This is a genomic window from Dietzia timorensis, from assembly GCF_001659785.1.
Classification (GTDB): domain Bacteria; phylum Actinomycetota; class Actinomycetes; order Mycobacteriales; family Mycobacteriaceae; genus Dietzia; species Dietzia timorensis.
On the sequence record NZ_CP015961.1, the window covers coordinates 2,786,380 to 2,808,446 of the forward strand.

The 22,067-nt window shown below is 66.6% G+C and carries 21 protein-coding genes; 6 read left to right on the forward strand and 15 right to left on the reverse strand.

All coding sequences use genetic code 11. From position 1 onward, the window contains the following. Positions 1 to 68: 68 nt before the first annotated feature. The 3 genes from BJL86_RS12935 to BJL86_RS12945 are packed head-to-tail and all read right to left on the reverse strand — an operon-like array spanning position 69 to position 1,885. The gene (locus BJL86_RS12935; RefSeq protein WP_231887244.1) at positions 69 to 830 is read right to left on the reverse strand and encodes a sulfite exporter TauE/SafE family protein; all 762 of its coding nucleotides are present in this window, start codon (positions 828 to 830) and stop codon (positions 69 to 71) included. A gap of 39 nt (positions 831 to 869) precedes the next feature. After that, positions 870 to 1,538 carry a cation diffusion facilitator family transporter gene (locus tag BJL86_RS12940; protein WP_067475654.1) on the reverse strand — a complete coding sequence of 223 codons (669 nt, stop codon included), beginning with the start codon at positions 1,536 to 1,538 and terminating at the stop codon, positions 870 to 872. Further along, the gene (locus BJL86_RS12945) at positions 1,535 to 1,885 is read right to left on the reverse strand and encodes an ArsR/SmtB family transcription factor (protein ID WP_075845010.1); all 351 of its coding nucleotides are present in this window, start codon (positions 1,883 to 1,885) and stop codon (positions 1,535 to 1,537) included. The genes BJL86_RS12940 and BJL86_RS12945 overlap by 4 nt, the downstream gene beginning before the upstream one ends. A 94-nt stretch (positions 1,886 to 1,979) precedes the next feature. On the opposite strand from BJL86_RS12945, the gene BJL86_RS12950 reads away from it, so the two are divergent. Then, positions 1,980 to 3,209, forward strand: coding sequence for a hypothetical protein (locus BJL86_RS12950; RefSeq protein ID WP_067475599.1), 1,230 nt, complete (start codon positions 1,980 to 1,982; stop codon positions 3,207 to 3,209). Between the two features lie 86 nt (positions 3,210 to 3,295). On the opposite strand, the gene BJL86_RS12955 is transcribed toward BJL86_RS12950, so the two are convergent. Together BJL86_RS12955 and BJL86_RS12960 are read right to left on the reverse strand one after the other, a co-directional pair. Continuing rightward, entirely contained in the window at positions 3,296 to 4,060 is a 765-nt protein-coding gene (locus tag BJL86_RS12955; RefSeq protein WP_067475602.1) for an LGFP repeat-containing protein, read from the reverse strand. Positions 4,061 to 4,259: 199 nt separating this feature from the next. Next, entirely contained in the window at positions 4,260 to 6,593 is a 2,334-nt protein-coding gene (locus tag BJL86_RS12960) for a TPR repeat domain-containing protein (protein WP_156515347.1), read from the reverse strand. A 204-nt stretch (positions 6,594 to 6,797) separates the two neighbouring features. Here BJL86_RS12960 and BJL86_RS12965 point away from each other — a divergent pair, with 204 nt between their 5' ends. Together BJL86_RS12965 and BJL86_RS12970 are read left to right on the forward strand one after the other, a co-directional pair. Then, on the forward strand, positions 6,798 to 7,970 hold the full coding sequence (locus BJL86_RS12965; protein ID WP_067475607.1) for a sulfotransferase family protein: 1,173 nt from the start codon (positions 6,798 to 6,800) through the stop codon (positions 7,968 to 7,970). 79 nt (positions 7,971 to 8,049) lie between these two features. Next, entirely contained in the window at positions 8,050 to 8,346 is a 297-nt protein-coding gene (locus BJL86_RS12970) for a hypothetical protein (protein WP_067475610.1), read from the forward strand. Between the two features lie 659 nt (positions 8,347 to 9,005). Here the strand turns inward: BJL86_RS12970 and BJL86_RS12975 are convergent. Then, a complete protein-coding gene (locus tag BJL86_RS12975; RefSeq protein ID WP_156515348.1) occupies positions 9,006 to 9,764 on the reverse strand; it encodes an LGFP repeat-containing protein in 759 nt (252 codons plus the stop codon). Between the two features lie 359 nt (positions 9,765 to 10,123). On the opposite strand from BJL86_RS12975, the gene BJL86_RS12980 reads away from it, so the two are divergent. Then, entirely contained in the window at positions 10,124 to 11,803 is a 1,680-nt protein-coding gene (locus BJL86_RS12980) for a hypothetical protein (protein WP_231887245.1), read from the forward strand. 6 nt (positions 11,804 to 11,809) lie between these two features. Here the strand turns inward: BJL86_RS12980 and BJL86_RS12985 are convergent, their stop codons facing one another. From BJL86_RS12985 to BJL86_RS12995, 3 genes are all read right to left on the reverse strand, one after another. After that, positions 11,810 to 12,715 (reverse strand): aldo/keto reductase, encoded by a 906-nt coding sequence (locus tag BJL86_RS12985; protein ID WP_067475660.1) that lies wholly within the window; start codon positions 12,713 to 12,715, stop codon positions 11,810 to 11,812. A 150-nt stretch (positions 12,716 to 12,865) separates the two neighbouring features. Further along, positions 12,866 to 13,459 carry a flavin reductase family protein gene (locus tag BJL86_RS12990; protein ID WP_067475616.1) on the reverse strand — a complete coding sequence of 198 codons (594 nt, stop codon included), beginning with the start codon at positions 13,457 to 13,459 and terminating at the stop codon, positions 12,866 to 12,868. A gap of 76 nt (positions 13,460 to 13,535) precedes the next feature. Further along, complete coding sequence (locus tag BJL86_RS12995; RefSeq protein ID WP_067475619.1) at positions 13,536 to 14,612, reverse strand: NADH:flavin oxidoreductase/NADH oxidase; 1,077 nt, start codon at positions 14,610 to 14,612, stop codon at positions 13,536 to 13,538. Positions 14,613 to 14,790: 178 nt separating this feature from the next. Between BJL86_RS12995 and BJL86_RS13000 the strand changes: the two genes are divergently transcribed. Continuing rightward, positions 14,791 to 15,108 carry an ArsR/SmtB family transcription factor gene (locus tag BJL86_RS13000; protein WP_067475622.1) on the forward strand — a complete coding sequence of 106 codons (318 nt, stop codon included), beginning with the start codon at positions 14,791 to 14,793 and terminating at the stop codon, positions 15,106 to 15,108. 58 nt (positions 15,109 to 15,166) lie between these two features. On the opposite strand, the gene BJL86_RS13005 is transcribed toward BJL86_RS13000, so the two are convergent. The 3 genes from BJL86_RS13005 to BJL86_RS17635 are packed head-to-tail and all read right to left on the reverse strand — an operon-like array spanning position 15,167 to position 16,765. After that, positions 15,167 to 15,583, reverse strand: coding sequence for a tautomerase family protein (locus BJL86_RS13005; RefSeq protein ID WP_067475625.1), 417 nt, complete (start codon positions 15,581 to 15,583; stop codon positions 15,167 to 15,169). Between the two features lie 18 nt (positions 15,584 to 15,601). Next, positions 15,602 to 16,300: a zinc-binding dehydrogenase gene (locus tag BJL86_RS17630; protein WP_231887246.1), complete on the reverse strand. Its 699-nt coding sequence runs from the start codon at positions 16,298 to 16,300 to the stop codon at positions 15,602 to 15,604. 36 nt (positions 16,301 to 16,336) lie between these two features. Beyond that, positions 16,337 to 16,765 (reverse strand): alcohol dehydrogenase catalytic domain-containing protein, encoded by a 429-nt coding sequence (locus BJL86_RS17635; RefSeq protein WP_231887247.1) that lies wholly within the window; start codon positions 16,763 to 16,765, stop codon positions 16,337 to 16,339. Positions 16,766 to 16,859: 94 nt separating this feature from the next. Here BJL86_RS17635 and BJL86_RS13015 point away from each other — a divergent pair, with 94 nt between their 5' ends. After that, on the forward strand, positions 16,860 to 17,426 hold the full coding sequence (locus tag BJL86_RS13015; RefSeq protein ID WP_067475628.1) for a TetR/AcrR family transcriptional regulator: 567 nt from the start codon (positions 16,860 to 16,862) through the stop codon (positions 17,424 to 17,426). Between the two features lie 26 nt (positions 17,427 to 17,452). Here BJL86_RS13015 and bla read toward each other — a convergent pair whose 3' ends face one another. The 3 genes from bla to nirB all read right to left on the reverse strand — a co-directional run bounded on the left by bla (position 17,453) and on the right by nirB (position 21,559). After that, positions 17,453 to 18,460: a class A beta-lactamase gene (bla, locus tag BJL86_RS13020; protein WP_067475631.1), complete on the reverse strand. Its 1,008-nt coding sequence runs from the start codon at positions 18,458 to 18,460 to the stop codon at positions 17,453 to 17,455. A 96-nt stretch (positions 18,461 to 18,556) separates the two neighbouring features. After that, on the reverse strand, positions 18,557 to 18,928 hold the full coding sequence (gene nirD, locus BJL86_RS13025) for a nitrite reductase small subunit NirD (RefSeq protein WP_067475634.1): 372 nt from the start codon (positions 18,926 to 18,928) through the stop codon (positions 18,557 to 18,559). Between the two features lie 75 nt (positions 18,929 to 19,003). Beyond that, positions 19,004 to 21,559, reverse strand: a complete 2,556-nt coding sequence (nirB, locus tag BJL86_RS13030) for a nitrite reductase large subunit NirB (protein ID WP_067475637.1) — start codon at positions 21,557 to 21,559, stop codon at positions 19,004 to 19,006. Positions 21,560 to 22,067 lie beyond the last annotated feature (508 nt).

Below are 22,067 nucleotides of genomic sequence, written 5' to 3' on the forward strand. Positions count from 1 at the left end.
CCCCGAGCTAATCACACGGAGTTCGGCACCGTCCCACTTTTGCCGCGAACAATCGGCGGCGACCTTTGCTAGATGACCTCGAGCGCCCCGCGCACGATCGCGCCGACACCGCCGAGGGCGGCGAGCAGCAGCGCGAGCCTCCGCGCCTGGGCGACCGGCACGCGCGTGCCGAGCCACGTGCCCACGGCGATCCCCACGAGCACGGTGGCGATGACGCCGGGCGCGAGCCAGCCGAGATGGAGGTCGGCGCCGCCGGCATCCGCGGTCACCCCGGTCGCGAGTTTGCTCGCCACCGACGCCGCGCCCATTGTCATGAAGATCGGCTGCAAGGTCGCGGCGAAGCGCAACTGCTGCCACCTGGCAAGGCGCGAATAGATGACCATCACCGGCGCCGCGACGCCCGAGGTCGTGTTGAAGAAGCCTCCAACGAATCCGCTGAGCATAGCGATCGGGTTCCCGTCGACCCGCGGCAACGTCCGCATCCCCACGGTGACCAGCAGGGCGAACACGACGATCGCGCCGACGAGAATCGACAGCCAGCCGGGCGGCAGCGCGCCGACGACGAGCGCGCCGGGAATCGCTCCGAGAATCGCCGCGGGCCCGATGAGCCAGAAGCGGCGCCAGTCGATCCGCGACCACACCGCGATCATGATGAGAAAGCCGGACACGACAGTCGTCATGTTCGTCACGAGCACGCCGAGCGCCGGCCCGAGCAGAATCGACAACGTCGGCGCCACCACGAGCCCCACGCCGGTTCCGGAAATCCGCTGCAGCACCGTGCCCACGAGGATCGCCGCGACAATGATCGCCACGGTTCCCATCGTCATCATTCCCACATCGTAGTCCGCCCGGGTTCCCGCTTCGGGCCATCAGCAGCAGGAGTCGTTTCCGGCGCTTTCTCCGGTAAGCGCGGACACCGGCTGCGCGCACGTCTCGCCCCACCAGGCCTCGATGCCCTCGCGGACGGCGAACACGGCGATCCCCAGCGCCGCGACCGAGTCGGCCCACGCCCACCCGAATAGCGAGTTCGCCGCGAGCCCGAGGAGCACGGCACCGGAGAGATACGCACAGATCAGCGTCTGCTTGGAGTCCGCGACCGCAGTAGCCGAACCGAGTTCCCGGCCGGTGCGCCGCTCGAACCAGGAGAATGCGGGCATGATCGCGAAGCTCACGGCGGCAAGGACGATGCCGACTGTCGAATGCTCGGCTTCCCCCGCGCCCGCGAGCGAGCGCACGGCGTCGACGGTCACGAAGGCGGCGAGACCGAAAAAGGACAGGGCGATGGTATAGAGCGCGGCGCGTTCTCGCCGTTCAGGGTCCCGGCCGGAGAACTGCCACGCGACGGCCGCCGCGGACAGCACTTCCACCGCCGAATCGAGCCCGAATCCCACGAGGGCCGCCGACGTGGCGGCACGCCCGGCGAGGAGCGCGATGACCGCTTCGATGACGTTGTAGGTGATGGTCGCGGCGACGATCCATCGGATTCGGCGCCGAAGTACCTCGCGGCGTCCATCGGTAAGTGTGTGCGGCGCCGTCATGAGCAGGTGCACCCGTTCTCTGCGCAGCCGGCACTTTCGCAGCAGTGCGGGTCCACCTCGAGCACGAGCTGCACCAGTGAGCCGAGGGCGGCGCCGAGTTCGGGAACCGCGAGCGAATAGCGCATATGGCGCCCGTGACGCTCGGACGCGACGAGGCCGCACCCGCGCAGGCACGAAAGATGATTGGAGAGAAGCTGCTTGGACACCCCGAGGATGTCGAGCAGTTCGGAAGGGGTCGCCGGCCCGCCGCGCAGCTCGAGCAGGATTCGGGCGCGGGTCTCGTCGGAGAGGGCATACCCGAACCGGGACACCGACGCTGTATGGGAGAGAGTCACAGTATTCGACACCCCTCGGATAGTACAGCTTTCTCTGTACTATTCAATGGTTCCACTCCCCCGGTTTCTTCCGCGTATTTATTGGCACCGCATTAGCCTGGCGATCATGACCGAAGGACCGGACAACGAGGCACGACCACGCTCTCTCGACACCACCGCCACCAAGCCGCTCACCGACGCGATCGCCGAGGCCGAGCACATACTTCGCTCGTCTCCGCTATGCACCAGCGAGCAGATACTCGCTGAGGGGCTTGACTACCTCGCGGGTTCGGTGCGCGCGGTCATCCAATCGCGGCAGCATTCCGATCGTTGCTTCCCTCTCCTATCCGAGTCCACGGGCCCGTTCACGAAGATGGGCCTCGACAACCCGGACACGATCTACTACCACGCGAACCTGGCCGATGGCGCCGAGTATCTCGTGGAAGGCGTCCGAGGGACGACCACCGATTTGTCGTTCCAGGTCCTCCAGGGCAACTACTCGGCCTCCGAGGTCGCCGGCAGCGCCACCGCGTTCGACGACCGCGACCTGAACATTGCCGACGACGGCTCCTTCTCTTTCCGGATGGGACCGATGCGCGGCGACGATTCGCCCGCGGACCCGAGCTACCTCGGCCTCGCCGAGGGCTCGTCGATCCTCTCGATACGCGAGGTTTTCTCCGACTGGGAATCAGAAACGCCCGGGCGGATTTGGCTCACGCGCACGGACACGATCGGCGAAGAGAACCCGAAGTCCGACGTCACACCCGAGGCGATGGCGAAGTTCTACGAACGTGCAGGCAAGGCGCTGGTCTCGCGCATGCACACGTGGCTCGCGTTCCCGGGATGGTTCTTCGGCGAGCAGCAGCCCAACACGTTCGGCGCGCCGCGGCTGACCCCCGGCGGGCTCGCCACGCAGTACTCCTCGGCGGGCCGGTTCGCGCTCGCGCCCGGGCAGGCGATGATCGTCTCGGTTCCCGTGTCCGATGCGCCGTACCAGGGGTTTCAGCTCGGTAGCCCGTGGTACATCTCGCTCGATTACGTGCATCGGCAGACTTCGCTCACCTCGCGGCAGGCGCATGCGACCGGCGGCATGATCCACATGGTCCTCGCCGCTGATAACCCGGGCGTGGCGAACTGGATCGACACGATGGGGCACGCCGAGGGAATCATGCAGTTCCGCTGGCAGCGGGTGTCGGCGCCCATCACGGATGACGCCGGACCTACCGCGCGCATCGTGGACGCCGCCGATATCGCCTCCGAACTACCCGACTTCGCCGAGCAGATGGTGACGCCCGAGCAGTGGTCCGAGCGCATCGCCGCCCGCAGACGTGCGTTCGCCCGCCGCATGCGCTCGTAGCGCTCGCGGCGGGCGAATCGGGGTGCCTAGCTAATTGGCTACCGAGCTTCCCGGTTACCGAGTTGCCCCGCTAACGAGCTCCCCGACTACTCCGGAACGAGGTCCTGGACCGCGACCGGGCCTTGGACCTCTTCGCGCTCGCCGCGCGGGCCGTAGACCATGATGGTGACGTTGCCGCGAAGGTCGACGTTGATGACGCCTCCTTCGAAGTCCTGCTCCCAGCCGGTGGACAGGCGGCGCTCGTCCGAGGTTGGCAGGCCGAGGCGGCTGTCCTCCGCGCCGATCCTCCACCATGCGTCGCGCACGAGACCCCAGGTCACGTACGTGCCCACTTCCGGTACCCAGTACACGGTGCCGCCCTCGAAGTGGTTACCGCGGGCGACCTTGCCCGACTCGGACGAGGGACGAGAGGACCACTCGCGGGTCGTGGGGTACATCAGCGGGCCCCACTCCCACCCAGCACTGCCGTTCGCGGTGGTCTCGCCCCACTTGGTTCGAATGGCGCCGCCGACCTGGTTGGCGCGACCGTCGGAGACGAGCGGGTGCCAGTAGATGGCCTTGTCCTTCTCGAAGTTCTGGAACTTGCCGCCGCGGGCGGCGTCGAGTTCGGGCGTGGTCGCCGGGCCGAAGTAGCCCTGCGGCGACTGCCCGTTGGCCGCAGACGCGGCGACGTACTCCTCGCCGATGCGGCCGCCGACGTTCTGTGCATTTGCGGTCGGGGCGACGAGTCCGGACAGTCCGGCGAACGCGCCGGCTGCGATGACGGCGGTGAAGATCCGACGACCGCGGCCAATAGAACCCGCAGCCGTGTTTGTGATGCTTACTTTCTCGGGCGAAATGGTGGTACGCATAGCGATCTCCTTGGCATCGCCGACACCCTTTGGTCGGCATGAACAACGTGAACTCTGGGGCGAGTACCAGCGCTTTCACCGGAAGGATTGCTCACCCGTCACATCTGTATAGTCGGGAAAGCCACGTGAGGCGTTACACACATCGATAGGGCATCTGTCGTTCTGAATTCTAAATCGTCAGTTAAACCCGTAGCTGAATTCAGCGAGTCGACCAGTCACCCGCCGCATACCCATCGTCGAATGCCTCGCCATAGGCCTCGTCCGTCTCGCCGACAATCCGCTCGGCCAGCTCAACGAACAGTTCCTCATTCGCAGCCGCCGCGCGCCTGTCGAACGAGTCATCGCCATCGATGAAGTCGACGTCCTCGTCCTCCCACTTCTCGCGCTCGAACACGTCGCGATCCGCAGGCGCACCCACGAGGAACGCGTACAAGGCCCGCGCCGATCCCGGTCCAGACTCCACCTCGAGCCCGAGCTCATCTAGCACGTCGGCCACCGACCGCTCCCCCTCGCGCACGAGTCGCGCCTGCGACGCATCCGCAGCAATTACAGGAGTCCCGACGAACGGCTCCTCGGCCCGAACATCCACTCCGCGTGGCGCTTTGGTGAGCACGCTCGACGCCGGATCGTAGAATATCCCGTTCGCGATCATGTCCTCGACGCGCTGTCGTTCAGCATTCGTCCCGCGCGCGTCGATCCGCTCCCACGCGGTCCGCAGCCCATCCGTCAGCGCCGCGTCGATGCGCTTGTGCACCACCGCAGCATCGTCCGCGGCCTCGTCTCCCACCGCGCCTCCGGGCTCGCCGGCGTACTGCGCCTCGGCCACGAAGATCCCGTCCGCCGCGTGCGTCGCGAGCGTCCTCGCCGCATCGGAGGACGTCGCGAGCACCGCGATCACATCGCTCGCCTGTTCAAGCGAGTCGAGAGGCCGCGCGCCGGAAAGCCCGGCGCGTCCGCCGTCATCCCCTGAAAGCTCTAGAAGCCGCGGCCCGATCGCATTCGCTACAGCCGTAGAGACGCCGGGGTTGATCACGCCCATCGGCCGATCCCCGTACCCGTCGACCTTGAGCAGCGGCCCACGCGCTGCCGCGACGATCCGCGCGAGCTCTCCCGTCGCCTCCCCCGCGAACGCCGCAGCCTCAGCAGGCTGCTCGGGACCTTCGAATATGACGTCGGAGTCGCCCAGATTTCCGAACAACTTTTCCGCGCCGCTCCTTATCCCGGGATCGTCGGGCCAGTCGAACGCCAGGAGATGGCCGATCGCATGCGCCGAGGAATACTCGAGGTTGCCGTACCGCGCGTCCTCGGGTTCGATGTCCGCGATGCCCGGCGCGACGAAGCTTCCGCCGGGGATCTCGCCGAGCCGCTGCGGCCCGCCTTCGCGCCCGGTGACGAACGCGTCGTGCACGGCGGTCGTGTCGGGCGCTGCGGCGGACATCATGGTCGACAGCAGTCGCGCGATCTCGTCTTCGGCGACGCGGTTGCGCTCGCCGGGCACGGACATATCGCCGCCGCCGTGGCCGACAACCGCGCCAGCGATCTCCCCGGCGCGGGCGATGAACGCGCGGTCGATATCCGAGCCGCGCCGCACATCCTCGTCGGCTGCGTCGACCACCGCCGACACCGATTCGAGTTCGGAGAACGTGCGTAGGGTGACCCGCCCACCGAGACCGAAGATCCTCGCGTTCCACGCGACCGGACTCGAGGTGAGCGCCGCCCGCAACTCCGACGGCAGAGCATCGATCCCGCCGGACTCGGGTGCGTCGCCGCGCATGTCGATGAAGCGCTCGACGACGATCGGCGCCGGCGCGTCCTCCTCGTCGGCGGATTCCGATTCGGCCTCCTCGGCGGCGCTCGTCTCGGTGGCGCTGCCGGACTCCGCGGCCGGCTCGCGCGCACCCGGTTCCGCAGCGTGGCTCGCTTCGCCCGCACCCGGCTCTTCCGATTCCTCGGCTTCCGCGGAGGCTTCGGCACGTGCCTGCTCGGCGGCCCGGCCACGGGCCTCCGACTCCGACCGCGCGCGCCCGGAGTAGTCCGGATTCTCCTCGAGCTCAGCCGAAGCCGCGTCGTGTGCGGAAAAGTCCTCGGGCGACGGGTCGAAGCACGCGGGGTCCACCGCCGCATCCGGGCCCGGGCCCTCGAATTCCTCTACCGCAGGGCCGAGTGATCCCGGGGTGTGGACCTGTGGATTGGCGAGCACCGACAGCGCGTTGCCTAGAATCTGCCGAGCTCCGGCGTCATTCTTGGTGGAGGCGGCTAGCGCCAGGGCGCCACCGCGGGCGTCGAGGGTCGCGGCCATGGACGCGAGGTATTCGAGGTTTTCGCGCGGGATCCACACGTCCATCCCGCGCGCGAGTGAGGTGAGCTGGGCGTCGGTGAGCGCGGCGGCCACGGTAAGGCAGTCGCGCTCGGCGGAGGTCAGCGGGATCTCGGGGACCGGCACCTCGTCGGAGAGGAAGCTGCAGCTCGCCGAGCCCGCCGCGAGCGCGGGCACGATGATCGCCCCTGCCACCCAGCGCCGCCACCGTGCCACCGCTCCCCCTTATCGCCGTCCCGGGCGCACCTCGCGCGTCCGGTGTACCTGCATCGCTCCCCTTGTTTTTACCGCACGCCCCGCGCCGAAAGCCGGTGCCTCGCGGCGGTTCCGGCGGTCGGAAAAAGTGGTCTTCGCCGCAACGTACGGGCCTACACTGGCGAACCCACCCGCTGGACCCGCCACTCGCGAAGGATCGACCAGATGAGCGCACCGAATACCGACGCCACGCGCACGTTCGTCGGCGACGTCGACGATCTCCACGCCTCCGCGCAGCGAGCGACAGGGCTCACCGAGCTCGGTCCGGACGCGGACCACCACCGCGAGGGCCTTTCGCGGCTCCTCGATTCGTTGCACTCCGACGCCGAGCTCACCCCGGAGGGGTCGAAGTATTTCCGCGCGACCCTCAAAGGCGCAATCGCGGCCCGCCTGCTCGCCGAGGACGGGATCGCGCGCCGCCCGGGCGTTCTCGATACACAAGTAGAGCGGCCGATCTTCGTCACCGGCCTGCCGCGCACCGGCACCACCGCGCTGCATCGCCTGCTCGGCGCGGACCCGGCCCACCAGGGCCTCGAGCTGTGGCTCACCGAGGTCCCGCAGCCACGCCCGCCGCGCGAGCAATGGGTATCCGATCCGACGTACACCGGCATCCGAGACCTGTACTCGGGCTTCATGACCGAGCACCCCGATTTCGGCGGCGTCCACTACATCTCCGCCGACGACCTCGAGGAATGCTGGCAACTACTCCGCCAGTCCTTCACCTCGATCTCCTACGAATGCCTCGCCTACCTGCCGAGCTATTCGCGGTGGCTCGCGGGCACCGATTGGCGGCCTGCGTACGCCCGACACAAGCGCAACCTGCAGCTCATCGGCGCGAACGATCCCGGTAAGCGATGGGTGCTCAAGAACCCGAGCCACCTGTTCGCGCTGGATGCGTTGCTCGACGTCTACCCCGATGCCGTCATCGTCCATACTCATCGCGATCCGGTGAAGTCGATGGCCTCGATGTGTTCGCTCGCCGAGCACGCGGCGGGCACGTGGTCCACCGGTTTCACGCGCGAACGCATCGGCCGCACGCAGCTCGAGCTGTGGTCGCGCGGGCTTTCAGAGTTCACCGCCGCGCGCGCCCGCCATCCGGAGGCCACGTTCGTCGACGTCACGCATTCCGAACTACTCGATGACGCCGGAGCTGCCGTCCGCAAGGTCTACGCCGCCGCCGGTGCGGAGTACACGGCGGATGTCGAGGCAGCGGTGATCGCGGAGAACACCAAATCGCTGTCCGGTGCGCGCGCCCCGAAGCATTCGTACACGTTGGCCGACTACGGACTCTCCACTGCAGATGTAGAGGCAGCCTTCGACGGCTACCGAGGCGAGTGATCACACCCGGACGCCGAACATGAATTGCTCCTCATAATCGTTTCATTCTGCCCTCATTCGGCGCCGAGATCGTAGAGGCATGTCAAAGAACATGACGAGGGCACTGACCCTCCTGACCTCTGTCCCTGCAACCATCGCCCTCGCGGTTGGACTCGGAGCCGGCACGGCTTCGGCCCAGACCGTGACCGCGCCCGCCGACCCCTCCACCCACGGTGTCGTCCACTACGACGGCATCGACATCCCCGCTCACATCCGCCACCAGGTCAACTCCGCTCTCGGCTCCGTCGGGATCACCGTCCCGTGGCCCCTCCTCGACTTCATCGACGACGACTGGGACGACTTCGATGATGACTGGGATGACGACTGGGACGACTAATCCCAGATCGACGCATCCCTGATCGCTGCCTCAGCGCGCTCGACCACCGCACCCGCCAAGGCCCGCCCGAATCTCTCGGGCGGGCCTTCAACCATTCATGCCGGCTGCCGCGCCTTCCCGGCCGCCTGCGCCCCGAGCCGGCCGCTTCCTGCAGCCGCCCGGTTATCGCGGAGTTCGCGTTGCCTGTCCATGCCCAAGCCGGCCGACGCGCAACTCGCCTACCTGCAATTACGTGCTGCCGCAATTTCGGGCGCCCCAACGCAGCCTTCGCGCACGCCCAGAATCGCCAGAAATCGCCCAATCCCGGCCGCCGCCACTCCCGCCGCCCCCAGACCGAAGCGCGAGTCACCTTTCACCCGCGTCATGACACGACGGTTTGTGTACTGGCGTAGCGGTTTATTTCGGGCGCCGAGTACGGGCTTGGGAACGTGACGAAACGGCCGTCACTTGACTAGGCCAAGCTCGAATTTCGACTCCCCAGAACCAGCTTTTGCCGACGCCGACGGGAGCTGGATGTCCGGCTAACCGGAAGGACAGACAGGGATGGCACGGACGTGGCACCAAGGGCGATCGCGGCACACGAATGCGGCGGCAACCTGACTCCAGGTCGCCGCCGCATCACGTGGCTCGCAGCCGTACGTCGCCGACTTGCGGATCCGTTATCCGATTGTCAGCTCGTTGATCGGCACCGGCTCGGTGCCGGCCGGCGAATTCTCCGTCGACACTCGCGCCAGCCCGTCGGTCCGGACGACAACGACGCCGCCCTCGAACTTCTGCATCCACCCCGAGCCGTCGAAAGTTTCGGGCGCGATGGGCAGTCCGAGCTCACTCGACTCGGCGCCAATGTGCCACCACGCGTCCCGCACGAGACCCCAGACCAGCTGAGCCCCGTGGTCCGGCGACCAGTAGATCGAGCCGCCTTCGAAGTGGTTGCCTCGGCCGGTAACACCGGATGCACCGGATTCGTTCGTCGACCACTCGCGCGTCGTCGGGTAGTGCAGCGGGCCCCATTCGTATCCAGGGGAACCGTTCATCGTGGTCTCGCCCCACAGGTCGAAGATATCTCCGCCGACCTGATTGGCCTGGCCACCGGCGACGTCAGGATTCCAGTAGATCGACTTCTTGTCTTTCTCGAAGGTCTGGAACTTGCCGCCATTGGCCGCATCGAGCTCCGGCGAGGTGGCCGCGCCGAAGAACTCCTCGGGAGTCTGGCCGTTCGCCTCGGCCGCGGCGACGTACTCTTCGCCGATCTTGCCCTTGACCTCTTCTTGCGCCGAGGCCATCGGCGCGACGACGCCAGAGAGTCCAACGAAAGCGCCTGCGGTGACGGCGGCAGCGAGCGCGCGACGACCGACATTACGAGAACCAGCCTGCCGGTTATCGTCGTTTACATTTGTCGGGGAATGAGTGGCACACATGATGATCTCCTTGTTTTCGCTGACCAAGGGATGCAGCGATTGCGAGTGACCTCCAGGGCGAGTACCAGCGCATTCGCCGGAGGATTTGCTCACCCGTCACACCAGGACTGTCGACCGCCCACCGTGACCTGTTACACATTCCGTACCGCCGAATATCCAATTTCGCTTTGGCCGCAAATAATTTTTCTTCATCCGTGCAGCGCATCCCAAACGCAACAATTCGCAAAACTCTTACAAAATTTTTCTGCGCCAATGCGTAATTCGGCCCCATTACGCTGCCGCATGAGCGCCGCTAGCCCCCGTTCCGAGCTCCGCAATTCGCCCTCGGCAGCGCGGCGATTCGGGCACACTTCGGCACCATGACTACGCCCGGGATCCGCTCACGTTCACGTCGCCTCGCCGCGTTCGTTCCGCTTCTCGCGCTCGGCCTCACCCTGTCGCCCGCAAGCGCGGACGCACAATCGGCCGTCGCACTGGGCGGCCCGGAGGCGTGCGTCCCGTTCGGCACCGCGCAGCTCCCGCCCGGTCTGCCCTCGGGTGCCGGCCAGTTCGGCCTGGACAACCTCCCCACCTATGACGGCGCCCATGCTCCCTCGCGCGTCGACCTGCGCACACCGCGCACGCAGTTCAATCGGTTTTACGAGTTCGCGCTCGTCGAGGGGGCGATGCTCACGCGGCCGCGCTCGGGCGATGCTCAGCCGTGGCGGCACGTGCCGACGCCGAGTTGCCTGCGCGGAAACATCGTCGCCATCTCCGTCGACGACGATGAAATGGTCGCGGTCGATGATCGTGGCTGGATGTACACGATGGACAACGTGAGCCAGGATCCGATCACGTGGAACTGGACCTCGGCGTGGGGCGCGATGCTGTGGTCGGCGCCGGGGCAGAAGGTTCCCGGTTCTACCGCGGACGGGGCGCCGTCAGGAATCGAGAACAACTCGTGGGCGCTGTCCGTCGCCTCGCCCTGGGACACCAAGGAGTACACCGACATCGCCGGCCGCACTCATCCGGTCGGGCTCGCGAAGATGACGATGGTGCCCGCGTTGACCGGCGACGGCAGCCGAATCACCTACGCCGACCCGTGGCTTCCCAACGACAACAGCTACGAGATCGGCGGCCCGCTCGGCGGGCGGTTCATCTCCTCGTCCCTGTCCGCTTCGGGATCGACAACGTTCGTGATGAACAAGTACGGCGACATGTATACGCGGACGTTCGACTTCGATTCCTCCGGCTCGGACAGCGTCTTCTTCCGCTATAGCTGGGAGGACCAATCGCACAAGCCGTCAGCCTCGAACCTAATCTTCGAGCTCTTCGATCGCGGGACGGCGGCCGTACAGCTTCCCGCTCCGGATTGGGCGCAGCAGCCGAAGATCGATGGCGAGATCACCTCGACCATCAGCATCAATACCACCGGGCCGGGTCCAGACCGCCGCGAGTTGAGAGTCGAGGGACGCAGGGATGGCGTCACCGGTTTCTGGCACAAGATGCTCACGGACGCAGAGTGGACGTTTGAGGCCACGGGCGAAGAGCTCCACGACGATCTCATCGACAACGCGCCCACTGACCGCTCTGTGGACACCTTGGCTCCGCCGTCACCCTGGGGTTTTACCGCCTCGCTCCCCTCGCGAGACGCGATGGTCGACGCGGATCTGTTGCTCGATATCGGGCTACCGTACTCAGTGGTGGATCCGCGACTGCTCGACGCGGCCGGGCAGGCTGCGGCGCCGTCGGGGTACGAACTGCACGTCGACGGTTTCGATCCCGCGGCGACCACGCGTGCGGCGAGCGTGACGACGCCGGACGGTGAGACGATTCCCGTGCAGCTGCACAGCGCCGACGGGATGCGGATGTACCCGCGCGCGGCGGGACTCGATGCGCAGCCGCGTCATCTCATCGGCGCCGTCGAGCTGGCACCCGAGGTGTTCGACGCGCGCGGGTCCGACCCGGCGGTGGCGGCGTTTGTCGACGGGTGGATGAAGGGCAAGCGCATCGCTCCGATCACGATGAGTGCGACCGACAGCGATCTCGTGGTGCGGTAGCCCGCGTTAGGCCTCCGGGATCTCCATCTTGAAGAAGTCCGGCTGCGGGGAGTCCGGGTCCGGACCGCTGCGCTTGCCGGTGTCGAGATCGTCGATGCGCTTGAGTTCCTTGACCGTGAGCTCGAAATCGAACACGTCGAAGTTCTCGGCGATGCGCGCGGGGTTGGTGGACTTGGGGATGACCTGCCGGCCCTGCTGCAGGTGCCAGCGCAGCATGACCTGCGCCGGGGTCTTGCCGTGGGCCGAGGCGATGTCGAGCAACTCGGGATCTTCGAAGGCCACGCGCCCGGGAGCTCCACCGTCATAGTATTTCGTGATCCCGCCGATGGGAGACCAGGCCTGCGTGAGGATGCCGCGGCGCGCGTTCGCGTCGCGCGAGGGGACCTGGCTGAAATACGGATGCAGCTCGATCTGGTTGACCGCCGGGGTGACCTCGGCGGACTCGAGCAGCCGGTCAAGCAGCGGTGGGGTGAAGTTCGAGACGCCGATGGCGCGCACCTTGCCGTCGGCGCGCAGCTTCTCCAGCGCACGGTACGCCTCGAGGGTGCGGTCGAACGCGTCGACGGCGGGCTGGTGGAGGATGAGCAGATCGAGAGTGTCGACGCCGAGCTTGCCCGTTGCCTTGTCGAAGGCGTGCAGCGTGGATTCGAAGCCGTAGTCGGTGGGCCACACCTTGGTCCCGATGAACACGTCGTCCCGGGCGAGGCCGGAATTGCGGATCGCCTCGCCGACCTCGCGCTCGTTGCCGTAGGCGGCGGCGGTGTCGATGTGGCGGTAGCCGACCTCGAGCGCCTTTTCGACGGCCGCGACGGTCTCCTCCGCGGGGGTCTGGAACACGCCGAACCCGATCGCCGGGATCTGCACGCCTCCCCCGAGCTCGAAGACGGGGACCTGATTGTTTGACTGTGCCATTGCGAACTCCTTCTCGCGGATGCGCTGCGCGGTGCGGCGACCGTGCGGGATGCACTGCGGTGCGTGTGCGACGGGCCGCGCGGCGCGATGTGCGTGGCACCAGTAATACACCTGCCGCGGCGGGGCGCGCGAGGTTCGATTCCCCGCGGGCTACTTCACCTGCGGGCGCTCCCTTTCCGTGACCTCTGGGGCCAGCCCCCATTCGGTTCGACCCAGGCGTGACGGCGGGCGCACCTTGTCGATCAGCGGCAGCCCATCCTCGGCGAGGACGGACTCGGAGATCGAGAAGTTCACAACCTTCCCGAGGATCAGCGTCCCGTTGCCGACCTCGTGGAGATCGTGCAGGGCGCACTCGATCGCGATGGCCGCCTCCGCCACTCGCGGGACGTCGATGTATTCGGAGTCCTCGGGAGTGAGGCCGGCGGCCTCGAACTCGTCGAACTCACGCGGGTAGGCGCCCGAGCTCTCGTTGATCTGGTCGATGAGATGTTCCGAGCCGATATTGACCACGAACTCCCCCGTCGCTCGGACATTCGCGAGCGTGTCCTTGCGGCCGACTGAGGTCACCGACACGATCGCCGGGTCCTGCGACGCGACGGTGAAGAACGAGTACGGCGCGAGGTTGAGCATGCCCTCGAGCGAGCGCGTGGACACCCACGCGATCGGGCGCGGCACGATCGACGACGTGAGCAGCGAATACACCTGGTCCGGCGAGCGTTCGGCCGCGGGAAGATTTCTGCGCATGGCACAAGCGTAGGCGTATCAGGGATGACGGCGGAGATGCCGTGCGCGCTCGGCGAGCTACACACTGACTTCCGCGCTACTTGTACGCGCGGTGATAGGGCCGCGGCACGTAGTCGATGTCCACGCGCAGCTCGCGGGCCGCGCGCAGCGCGAAGTTCGGGTCGCGCAGAGCCTCGCGGCCGATCATGGCGACGTCGGCCTGGCCCGTGGCCACGATCTGCTCGGCCTGCTTGGGCTCATCGATCATGCCGACGGCGGACACAGGCACGCCGCTCGATGCGCGCACCTCTGCGGCCGCGGGCACCTGGTAGCCCGGACCGACCGGAATATCAGCGAGCACGTTGCCGCCGGTCGACACGTCGATCAGGTCGACGCCGCGATCGGCAAGGAGCGCGGCGAGTTCGGCGGTCTCGGGAACGGTCACTCCGGCGTCATTCCAATCGGTTGCGGAAAGGCGCACGAGAAGCGGCATGTCCTGGGGGATCTCGGCGCGGACCGCGTCGACGATCTCGAACAGGAAGCGGGAGCGGCCGGCGAGGTCGCCGCCGTACGCATCGGTGCGCTCGTTGGACAGCGGCGAGAGGAACTCGTGGACGAGGTAGCCGTGGGCGCCGTGGATCTCGACGAAATCGAAGCCGGCCTCGACCGCGCGGCGGGCGGAGTCGGCGAAGGCGCTGACGAGGTCGGCGATGCCCGCCTCATCGAGCGCGACCGGCGCGTCGAGCCCCTCGAAGGCGAGCGCCGAGGGGGCGACGGTCTGCCACCCGCCCTCGGCCTCGGTGAGTGACCCCGTACCGTCGGTGCCCCACTCCGGGTGCGTCGACGCTTTTCGTCCGGCATGCGCGAGCTGGATGCCGACCTTCGCGCCGAGCGACTGCGCGAACGACACGATCGGCGCGAAGGCATCGCGCTGGGTGTCGTTCCACAGACCGAGGTCGCGGGGGCTGATCCGCCCCTCCGGAACGACGCCGGTGGCCTCGACGATCACGGCACCGGCGCCGCCACGCGCGAACGAGCCGATGTGCATGAGGTGCCACGGGGTGGGCACGCCGTCCTCGGCGTCGACGACGTACTGGCACATCGGCGGGATCCACACACGGTTGCGAAACGTGGTGCCGCGGAGGGTGATCGGTTCGAGCAGGGCGTGGCTCATGCGGGTTCCTTTAGCGAAGAGTCGGTTGGTTCGACGCCCTTCGTTGTACCATAGTTCGAGAACCATCGTACTAACGCGCAGGACGGGACCGCCCACACTTCGGGGAGGCCTTAGAATCAGGGCATCGCCTCGATGGAGGTATGACGTCGCCGCTACGAGAATTCAGGAGGGAGGACGTATGCGCACGCTCAATCATCCGAATACGCCGGACATTCAACTCGACGCGGTGCTCGCCGCGCTGTCCGACCCGGTGCGGCGGCTTATCGCGTGCCGGCTGTCGCATTGCGACGATAACCAGGCGTGCCTCACCTTCGAACTGCCCGTCTCGAAGTCGACGGCCTCACACCACTTTCGAGTGCTGCGCGAAGCCGGGGTCATCCGGCAGGAGTACGTGGGCACCTCGATCATGAACTCGCTGCGCAGCGAGGACCTGGAGCAGCGCTTTCCCGGTCTACTTCAGGCCGTGTTCGACGCGCAGAACGCCGCCGGGGCCTAAGCGGCAGCCGGTTAACGCGTCGGACGACGTTCGCTCGGCAGATCCTCTACCGCGTGATCTAACCGTTCGCCAGGGCGACGAGATCGGCGTAGCGGAAGATTTGCCCGCCTCCGCCCCAGGTACCGTCTGCCTGCTCTGTGATGAGCACCCACACGCGCAACGCCTGGTCCTCCCCCAATCCCGCGGCCGCGAGCACGTCCTTGGTCGCGTCGGCGACAAGGCCCTCCTTCTGCTTGTCACTCACCGCTCCCGCGGGAACGGTCACTTTGACAAGGAATCGCGGTTCCTCATCCTCCGCGGTGGTCTGTGCATCGGCGGGAACCTCGTGGAGATACGACCACGAGATGGACCGGAAGAACGCATTGTCGGGCGCGCCTTCCCACCGCATCAGGGTCGCTACGAGCGTTTTCTGGATGGTCGCGCGTCCGGATTCGGTCAGGGATCCTTCGGGTGCGGTCAGTTCGATCAGTGGCATAGAACGTGTCCTTTCACATCAACCGGCGGCGCCGGCGAGCTCGAGCTTCGGGCGGTGAAGCACGACCTTCGTCGTGTGGGCCGCGTAGGCCTCTTCGGCCGAATCCCAGTCGGCGAGCACGCTGGTGACCTTTTCGGCCTCGAAGCCGCTGGTGGCGAAGAAGTCGAGCATCGCCGGCAGGTGCGGCCGCACATGCGACACTCCCACGTGCAGTTCGGAACTAGTGGCATACATGTCCATCACCGGTAGCCCCGTGTTCTTCATCAGGTAGTAGCCGGTGCCCGTGCAGATTCCGCCCGGACGCAGGGCCCGCAACGCGTCGCGCAGCCCCTGCGCCTGGGAGGACGCCTCGACGGCGACGTCATACCTGTCGGAGATGCTTCCGAGGATGGACTTTCGGCGCGATTTGGGGATGCGGTGCACGGTGGCGCCGAAGTGTTCGGCGACCTCGAGGCGCTCAGCGCGGTCGTCGAAGTAGTCGACCCGGTCGGCGCCGAGGCCGACGGCGAAGCCGGTGGCGTAGAGGCCGATCGATTGGGCGCCTCCGCCGATGACAAGGACCTTGCCGCCGGGGCGCCGCTCGAGGGCTGGCGCGACCGCGCGCCAGGCGTCGGTGAGGTTGTCGCCCGCCGACGCGACGCGCAGCGGGTCGACTGACTCCGGCACGCGCACGAGCATGTGGTCGGCGAAGGGGATACGGAGCACGTCGGTGATCACCCCGCCCCAGTCTCCTGACGTCGGACCGAAGCCGTATCAATTGAGGGTCTTGCCCGGCGAGTTCGGCAGGAAAGTCGAGCACTTCGCCGTCAGACCGAGGGAGCATTCGTAGCACGTGCCGCAGGACACGGCCCAGGGCACGACGACGACGTCGCCGACCTGCATGTCGGCAACCTCGGTTCCCACGGCGGTGACCTGCCCGATGGCCTCGTGGCCGATGCCGAACGGGCCCTCGAAAGGAGTGCGGCCGACGATATCGCCGACCGAGGCGTCGATGGCGCCGAGGCGCACGCCCGCCGTCATCGCCTTGTGGGTGGCCGAGTGCATGTGGATCGGCAGGGCGTCGCCATCGCAGCGGCTCGCGATGAAGGGACGCACGAGCGCGTCGGTCGGATTCTCGAGCACGGGCTCGGGCTTGTCGAGCCAGCCGATCTTTCCGGGCGTGAGGACATTGAGTTCGCGCATTCGGGCACTTTCTACTCGCCTGGGGCGTCCGGACCACTTTCCGAACTATTGTATGCCGCCGAGCATAGTGGAATGCGTTGCTACTGTGTGGAGAATGGGAGCGCGCACGGAAACTCGTCGACACATGGTGACGGCTGCGACGGAGATCCTCAGCAGGAGGGGTTTTTCGGGAACGACGGTGCGCGCGGTTCTTGAACGCAGCGGCGCACCGCGGGGATCGGTGGGCTTTCACTTTCCCGGCGGTCGCAGCGAGCTTGTGAGTGCCGCATTCGACGAGGTCGGCGGGCAGGTCGAAGCCGCCCTCATCGACATGGAGGAGCAGGGCCGCACGGGCGCGGAATTGCTCGGGGCGATGTGCGAATTCTATGCCGAGAGCCTTCGCGGATCTGGGTTCCGCTCGGGATGCCCCATTGGTTCCGCGCTCGCCGAGATCCACGACGATACAGAGTTCGCCCCACGACTTCGCACGATCCTCGAGTCATGGGTGCGGGTGCTCGCCCGGACGCTTCGCCGGGACGGAGTTTCCGCCGACGACGCCGATGAGCTGAGCATGCTCGCGATCAGCTCGCTCGAGGGAGCGATACTCACCGCACGGATCACTCGCGACACCGCTCCCGTCGAAGCCGTGCGCAGGCGCATCTGTCCACTGCTCATTCCCTGAACGCTGCGGCAACGGAAGCGGCGGCGCTACCGCCCGAGGGCTGTCGTCTCCGCGGCGATGCCGGAGATGAGTTGCTCGGCATACGGCCCATCGCGCCGATCCTTCCCGTCTCGGGAAAGGACGACCAGAAGTATCCGTTGGCCTTCGGGGCCGAGCACGAGGCCGGCGGTGTTCCGCGTGCCGTAGTAGCCCCCACCGCTCTTGTCCGCCGTAGTCCAGCCCTCGGGCAGCTCGGCCCGCGATAACTTGTCCGAGGTTTCGGTCTCGCCCATCCAGCCGACGAGAAGATCCCGCGCCTCCGGCGTCAGGACATCCCCATCCAGGACGGCCCGGTAGCCGGCGGCGAGCCCGCGCGCGGTGGTCGAATCGCGCTCATCGCCGGGAGTGGCTTCGTTGAGTTCCACTTCCCAGCGGTCGAGGCGGGAGGCCGAGTCACCGACCCGACCGGCGAATTCGCCGATCTCGGCGGGCCCGCCGATTTTGCGCAGAAGCAGGTTGCCGGCGGTGTTATCGCTGCGCGTGAGTGCGGCGATGGCCAGGTCCCGGTAGCTCATGGGGCGGCCTACGTTCTCGCTTGTCACCGGCGAGTTGTCTACGAGGTCGGGTTCGGCGATCGTGACGGTGTCGTCGAGTGCCGCACTCGTTCCGAAGCGATCGAGAAACGCGGCGACGGCGTAGACCTTGAAGGTCGACAGCATCGGGTACGACTCGTCCGCGCCGATCTCCACCGTTTCGCGGGTATCCAGCGACTGGGCGAACACCCCGACGTCGGCTTCGGACGCGTCGATCATGTGGACTATTCGGGCGGTCAGGTCCTGATCGATTGCCGATCCCGCAAGCGATGCCGATCCCACCGAGCCCGACATTCCCAGCGAACCCGCCGACATCGCAGCATGAGCCGACGGCGTGACCGGAGAGGCCGCCTGGTTCGCGCAGCCGCCGCTCCCGGCGAGGGCGAACGCGACCAGCGACGCGAGCACGGCACTCTTCTGTGTCTTCGTCTTCGTCTTCGTCTTCGTCTTCGTCTTCGTCATGAGAGCAACTGTTGCCCTCGCAGCACCGCATTGGCAATAAGCCTGCGCACCGCCCGCTCAGTGGACGAAGCTATCGCCGCAGGTTCGCGGCCGATTTCAGTACGCGATAATGACCTCGCCGTCGCGAATCTCGGCGCGGAACACCTCCAGACCGAGGCTGTCGTCGTCGAGCGAGCGACCATCGTCGAGCCGGAACACCTGCTTGAGCAGAGGCGAGGCAACCGTCGGCACACCATCGTGCTCGCCGACGATCCCTCGGCTCATCACCGCCGCATTCATGTACGGGTCGATGTTCGACACCGCATACACCCGCTCGATGTCCATCTTCGGGTCGAACACCTTGAACAGCGCGACCTGCCGCCCATCGGGCAGCAGCACGCACTCGCCGAGATTCGCCTCGAGCGCGTCCGCCGTGCACACGGCGACCTCCGCGCCGGCGCGAAGTCCAGTTGTTTCGATAACGGTCATGTCGGTCTCCTATAGAAGTAGTGGATCACAAATCAATGGAGCGCGGCACCTGGCGCCGCAGCGGCCGCCTCAGCCCTATCGGGCACCCACGGGCACCGCAGGCATCGACGGCGCGGGCAGCGGCACCTTCCGCCCGTCGCGCTTCTCGAACTGGATCGTCGGATCCGGCGACTCCGGCGCGTTGACGAACGACACGAACCGCGACAACTTCTCCGGGTCCTCAAGCACCCGCGACCACTCATCCGTGTACCCATCGACGTGCCGCCCGACGAACTCCTCGAGATCCTCCGCAATCCCGAGCGAGTCCTCGCACACGACCTCGCGAATGTGGTCGAGCCCGCCTTCGAGGCTCTCCATCCACGCCGCCGTCCGCTGTAGCCTGTCCGCCGTGCGCACGTAAAACCCCAGGAACCGGTCGATAAAACGAATCAGAGTGACGTCGTCCAGGTCCTTCGCCAGAAGTTGCGCGTGCCGCGGCGTCGCTCCGCCATTTCCACCGACGTAGAGGTTCCAGCCGTTCTCGGTCGCAATAACCCCGACGTCCTTGCCGCGCGCCTCGGCGCATTCGCGGGCGCACCCGGACACGCCCATCTTCAGCTTGTGTGGGCTCCGCAAGCCGCGGTAGCGCAGCTCGAGATCGACGGCCATCTTCACCGAATCCTGCTGACCATAGCGGCACCAGTCTGTCCCCACGCAGCTCTTCACCGCGCGCAGCGACTTCCCATACGCCTGCCCCGATTCCATTCCGGCGTCGACGAGGCGCCGCCAGATCTCGGGCAGCTGGTCCACGCGAGCGCCGAACATGTCGATCCGCTGCGCGCCCGTCACCTTCACATACAGGTCGAAATCCTTGGCGATCTCGCCGCACACGATGAGCTGCTCGGCGCTCACCTGCCCCGCCGGCATCCGCGGCACGACCGAGTAGGAGCCGTTGCGCTGGATGTTGGCGAGGAAGCGGTCGTTGGAATCCTGCAGCGCTGCGCGGCCATCGTCGAGCACGTGGTCCGCACTGTTGAGCGTCGCGAAGATCGACGCGAGCGTCGGCTTGCACACCTCGCACCCGCGTCCCTGACCGAAGCGCTCGATAAATGTAGAGAAGTCAGAGATTCCGGTCGACGACGCGATCTGGAACAGCTCAGCCCGCGACTGTGCGAAGTGCTCGCACACCGCCGTCGACTGCTCGATCCCCTCGGCGTCGAGCAGCTGCTTGATGAGCCCCACGCACGAACCACACGAGGCGCCTGCGCGGGTGCACGTCTTGATATCGCCCACCGAGTGCGAACCGTCCGCGATCGCCGAGCAAATATCCCCTTTCGACACCGCATTGCACGAGCAGATCTGCGCATCCGCAGGCAGCGAGCCAACTCCGATCGCCGGCGCCTCCCCCGCCGCCGGCGCGATGAGCGCCATCGGCGAACCCGGTAGCGGCTCGCCCACGAGCGAACGCAACACCGAGTACTGCGCCGCATCGCCGACGAGAATCCCACCGAGCAGCGTCTTCCCGTCTGCCGCGAGCACCAGTTTTTTGTACTCCCCCGCCACCGGATCATTGACGTGCAGCTCGCTCGCGCCCTCGGCCACGCCGTGCGCGTCGCCGAAGCTCGCCACATCGATGCCTAGCAGCTTGAGCTTGGTCGACATGTCCGGATCGACGAAGGTCCGCGCGTCGCGCCCGGTCAGGCGGTCGGCGACGATCTGCGCGGTCTGGTAGCCCGGCGCGACCAGCCCGTAACAGGTCCCATCGACGGCGGCGGCCTCGCCGACCGCGGAAATCGCGGGGTCCGACGTCAGACAATGGCGGTCTACTCCGAACCCGCCGCGCGGTCCGCGCTCGAGGCCCGCGGGCTCCGCGAGTTCGTCGCGCGGCCGAATGCCGGCAGAGAAGACGACGAGGTCGACAGCAAGTTCTTCGTCGCCCTCGTCGGAACCGAGCGTCATGGTCAGCGTGTTCGGATCAGCCGGGTTTTCGGCAATGGATGACGTCGCACGTCCCGCATGCACGGCCACGCCGAGCGCCTCGACCTTCTGCGCGAGCACCGCGCCGCCGGCCGCATCCACCTGGATGGGCATGAGACGCGGCGCCATCTCGACGACGTGGGTCTCAGCGCCGAGCAGCCGCAGAGCGTTCGCGGCCTCGAGCCCGAGGAGGCCGCCGCCGATGACAGCGCCGACGGGCATGCGGCCCGCGGCTTTTGCGGAGTCGATGCGCTCGCGGAGAGCGTCTAGATCGTCGAGCGTGCGGTAGACAAAGACGCCGTCGAGATCGTGGCCGGGAACCGGCGGCACAAAAGGCGCCGACCCCGTGGCGAGGACGAGGTGGTCGTAGGCGACCTCGCGTCCGTCACTACATGTGACGAGCTTGGTGTCGCGGTCGATGCCGGTGGCACGTGCGTTGTGGACCTCGACTGCCGATGGCAGCGTGTCCAGCTCGAGCATGCCGCGGTCCCAGCTTCCGACGTAGCTCGACAGGGCGACGCGGTCGTAGGCGTGGCCGGCCTCCTCGGCGATGACGGTGATCCGAGTCTTCGGTTCGCGGGCGAGAATCTCCATCACCGTGCGGTGCGCGACCATCCCGAAGCCGATGACGACGACGTGCTTCGGGTGGCTTTGTGCGGCGGAACTACTCGACATGGCGGCGGCCCTTTCGTCACTAATTCGGTCTTTCTGGAACCGAATTCTATGTCGCCATTGCATGAATATTCCAGACTAATTGGAACTCTTCACGCCGCTTTTACAATCGCCATTCCTGCGAAGATTTCCAGCCGCAATCCACAATGCGACCGACGTCACTCAAGCATGATGCAACACCGCTTTAACTCGCACTTTCCCGCCGATACCGCGAGAACCCGCCCGCTCGCCGCCACCTTATTCTTAAATCCGAGTGTCGGAATTATTTCGGCGATGTTTCGTGGTCTACGCGAGCACCTCTTGTCGGCGTGAACAGTCCACAATTGCCATGGAATTCCGCCTTTAGATACGGCCAAATCTAAAGAACACGTCCAAGGCGGAACGCCCGGAAATCGCATCGCGCTGCCTCCTAACCGCGAGGATGCCAATGCCTTAAAGCAGCCCGACGGACCTTGCCCATATCGATGTGCCGTCATCTGAGTTATGTTTTACAGAGCAACACATAAGGGAA

What these genes read in the sequence shown, in the direction of transcription:
- BJL86_RS12955 (WP_067475602.1), bottom strand. Translation starts at nt 4,060, where the DNA reads ATGCGTACCACCATTTCGCCCGAGAAAGTAAGCATCACAAACACGGCT.
- BJL86_RS12995 (WP_067475619.1), bottom strand. Translation starts at nt 14,612, where the DNA reads ATGAGCCACGCCCTGCTCGAACCGATCACCCTCCGCGGCACCACGTTT.
- BJL86_RS12990 (WP_067475616.1), bottom strand. Translation starts at nt 13,459, where the DNA reads ATGCGCAGAAATCTTCCCGCGGCCGAACGCTCGCCGGACCAGGTGTAT.
- BJL86_RS12975 (WP_156515348.1), bottom strand. Translation starts at nt 9,764, where the DNA reads ATGTGTGCCACTCATTCCCCGACAAATGTAAACGACGATAACCGGCAG.
- BJL86_RS17635 (WP_231887247.1), bottom strand. Translation starts at nt 16,765, where the DNA reads ATGCGCGAACTCAATGTCCTCACGCCCGGAAAGATCGGCTGGCTCGAC.
- BJL86_RS12940 (WP_067475654.1), bottom strand. Translation starts at nt 1,538, where the DNA reads ATGACGGCGCCGCACACACTTACCGATGGACGCCGCGAGGTACTTCGG.
- BJL86_RS12970 (WP_067475610.1), top strand. Translation starts at nt 8,050, where the DNA reads ATGTCAAAGAACATGACGAGGGCACTGACCCTCCTGACCTCTGTCCCT.
- BJL86_RS12965 (WP_067475607.1), top strand. Translation starts at nt 6,798, where the DNA reads ATGAGCGCACCGAATACCGACGCCACGCGCACGTTCGTCGGCGACGTC.
- nirB (WP_067475637.1), bottom strand. Translation starts at nt 21,559, where the DNA reads ATGTCGAGTAGTTCCGCCGCACAAAGCCACCCGAAGCACGTCGTCGTC.
- BJL86_RS13015 (WP_067475628.1), top strand. Translation starts at nt 16,860, where the DNA reads ATGGGAGCGCGCACGGAAACTCGTCGACACATGGTGACGGCTGCGACG.
- BJL86_RS12935 (WP_231887244.1), bottom strand. Translation starts at nt 830, where the DNA reads ATGATGACGATGGGAACCGTGGCGATCATTGTCGCGGCGATCCTCGTG.
- BJL86_RS13000 (WP_067475622.1), top strand. Translation starts at nt 14,791, where the DNA reads ATGCGCACGCTCAATCATCCGAATACGCCGGACATTCAACTCGACGCG.
- BJL86_RS13005 (WP_067475625.1), bottom strand. Translation starts at nt 15,583, where the DNA reads ATGCCACTGATCGAACTGACCGCACCCGAAGGATCCCTGACCGAATCC.
- bla (WP_067475631.1), bottom strand. Translation starts at nt 18,460, where the DNA reads ATGACGAAGACGAAGACGAAGACGAAGACGAAGACGAAGACACAGAAG.
- BJL86_RS12980 (WP_231887245.1), top strand. Translation starts at nt 10,124, where the DNA reads ATGACTACGCCCGGGATCCGCTCACGTTCACGTCGCCTCGCCGCGTTC.
- BJL86_RS12985 (WP_067475660.1), bottom strand. Translation starts at nt 12,715, where the DNA reads ATGGCACAGTCAAACAATCAGGTCCCCGTCTTCGAGCTCGGGGGAGGC.
- BJL86_RS12950 (WP_067475599.1), top strand. Translation starts at nt 1,980, where the DNA reads ATGACCGAAGGACCGGACAACGAGGCACGACCACGCTCTCTCGACACC.
- nirD (WP_067475634.1), bottom strand. Translation starts at nt 18,928, where the DNA reads ATGACCGTTATCGAAACAACTGGACTTCGCGCCGGCGCGGAGGTCGCC.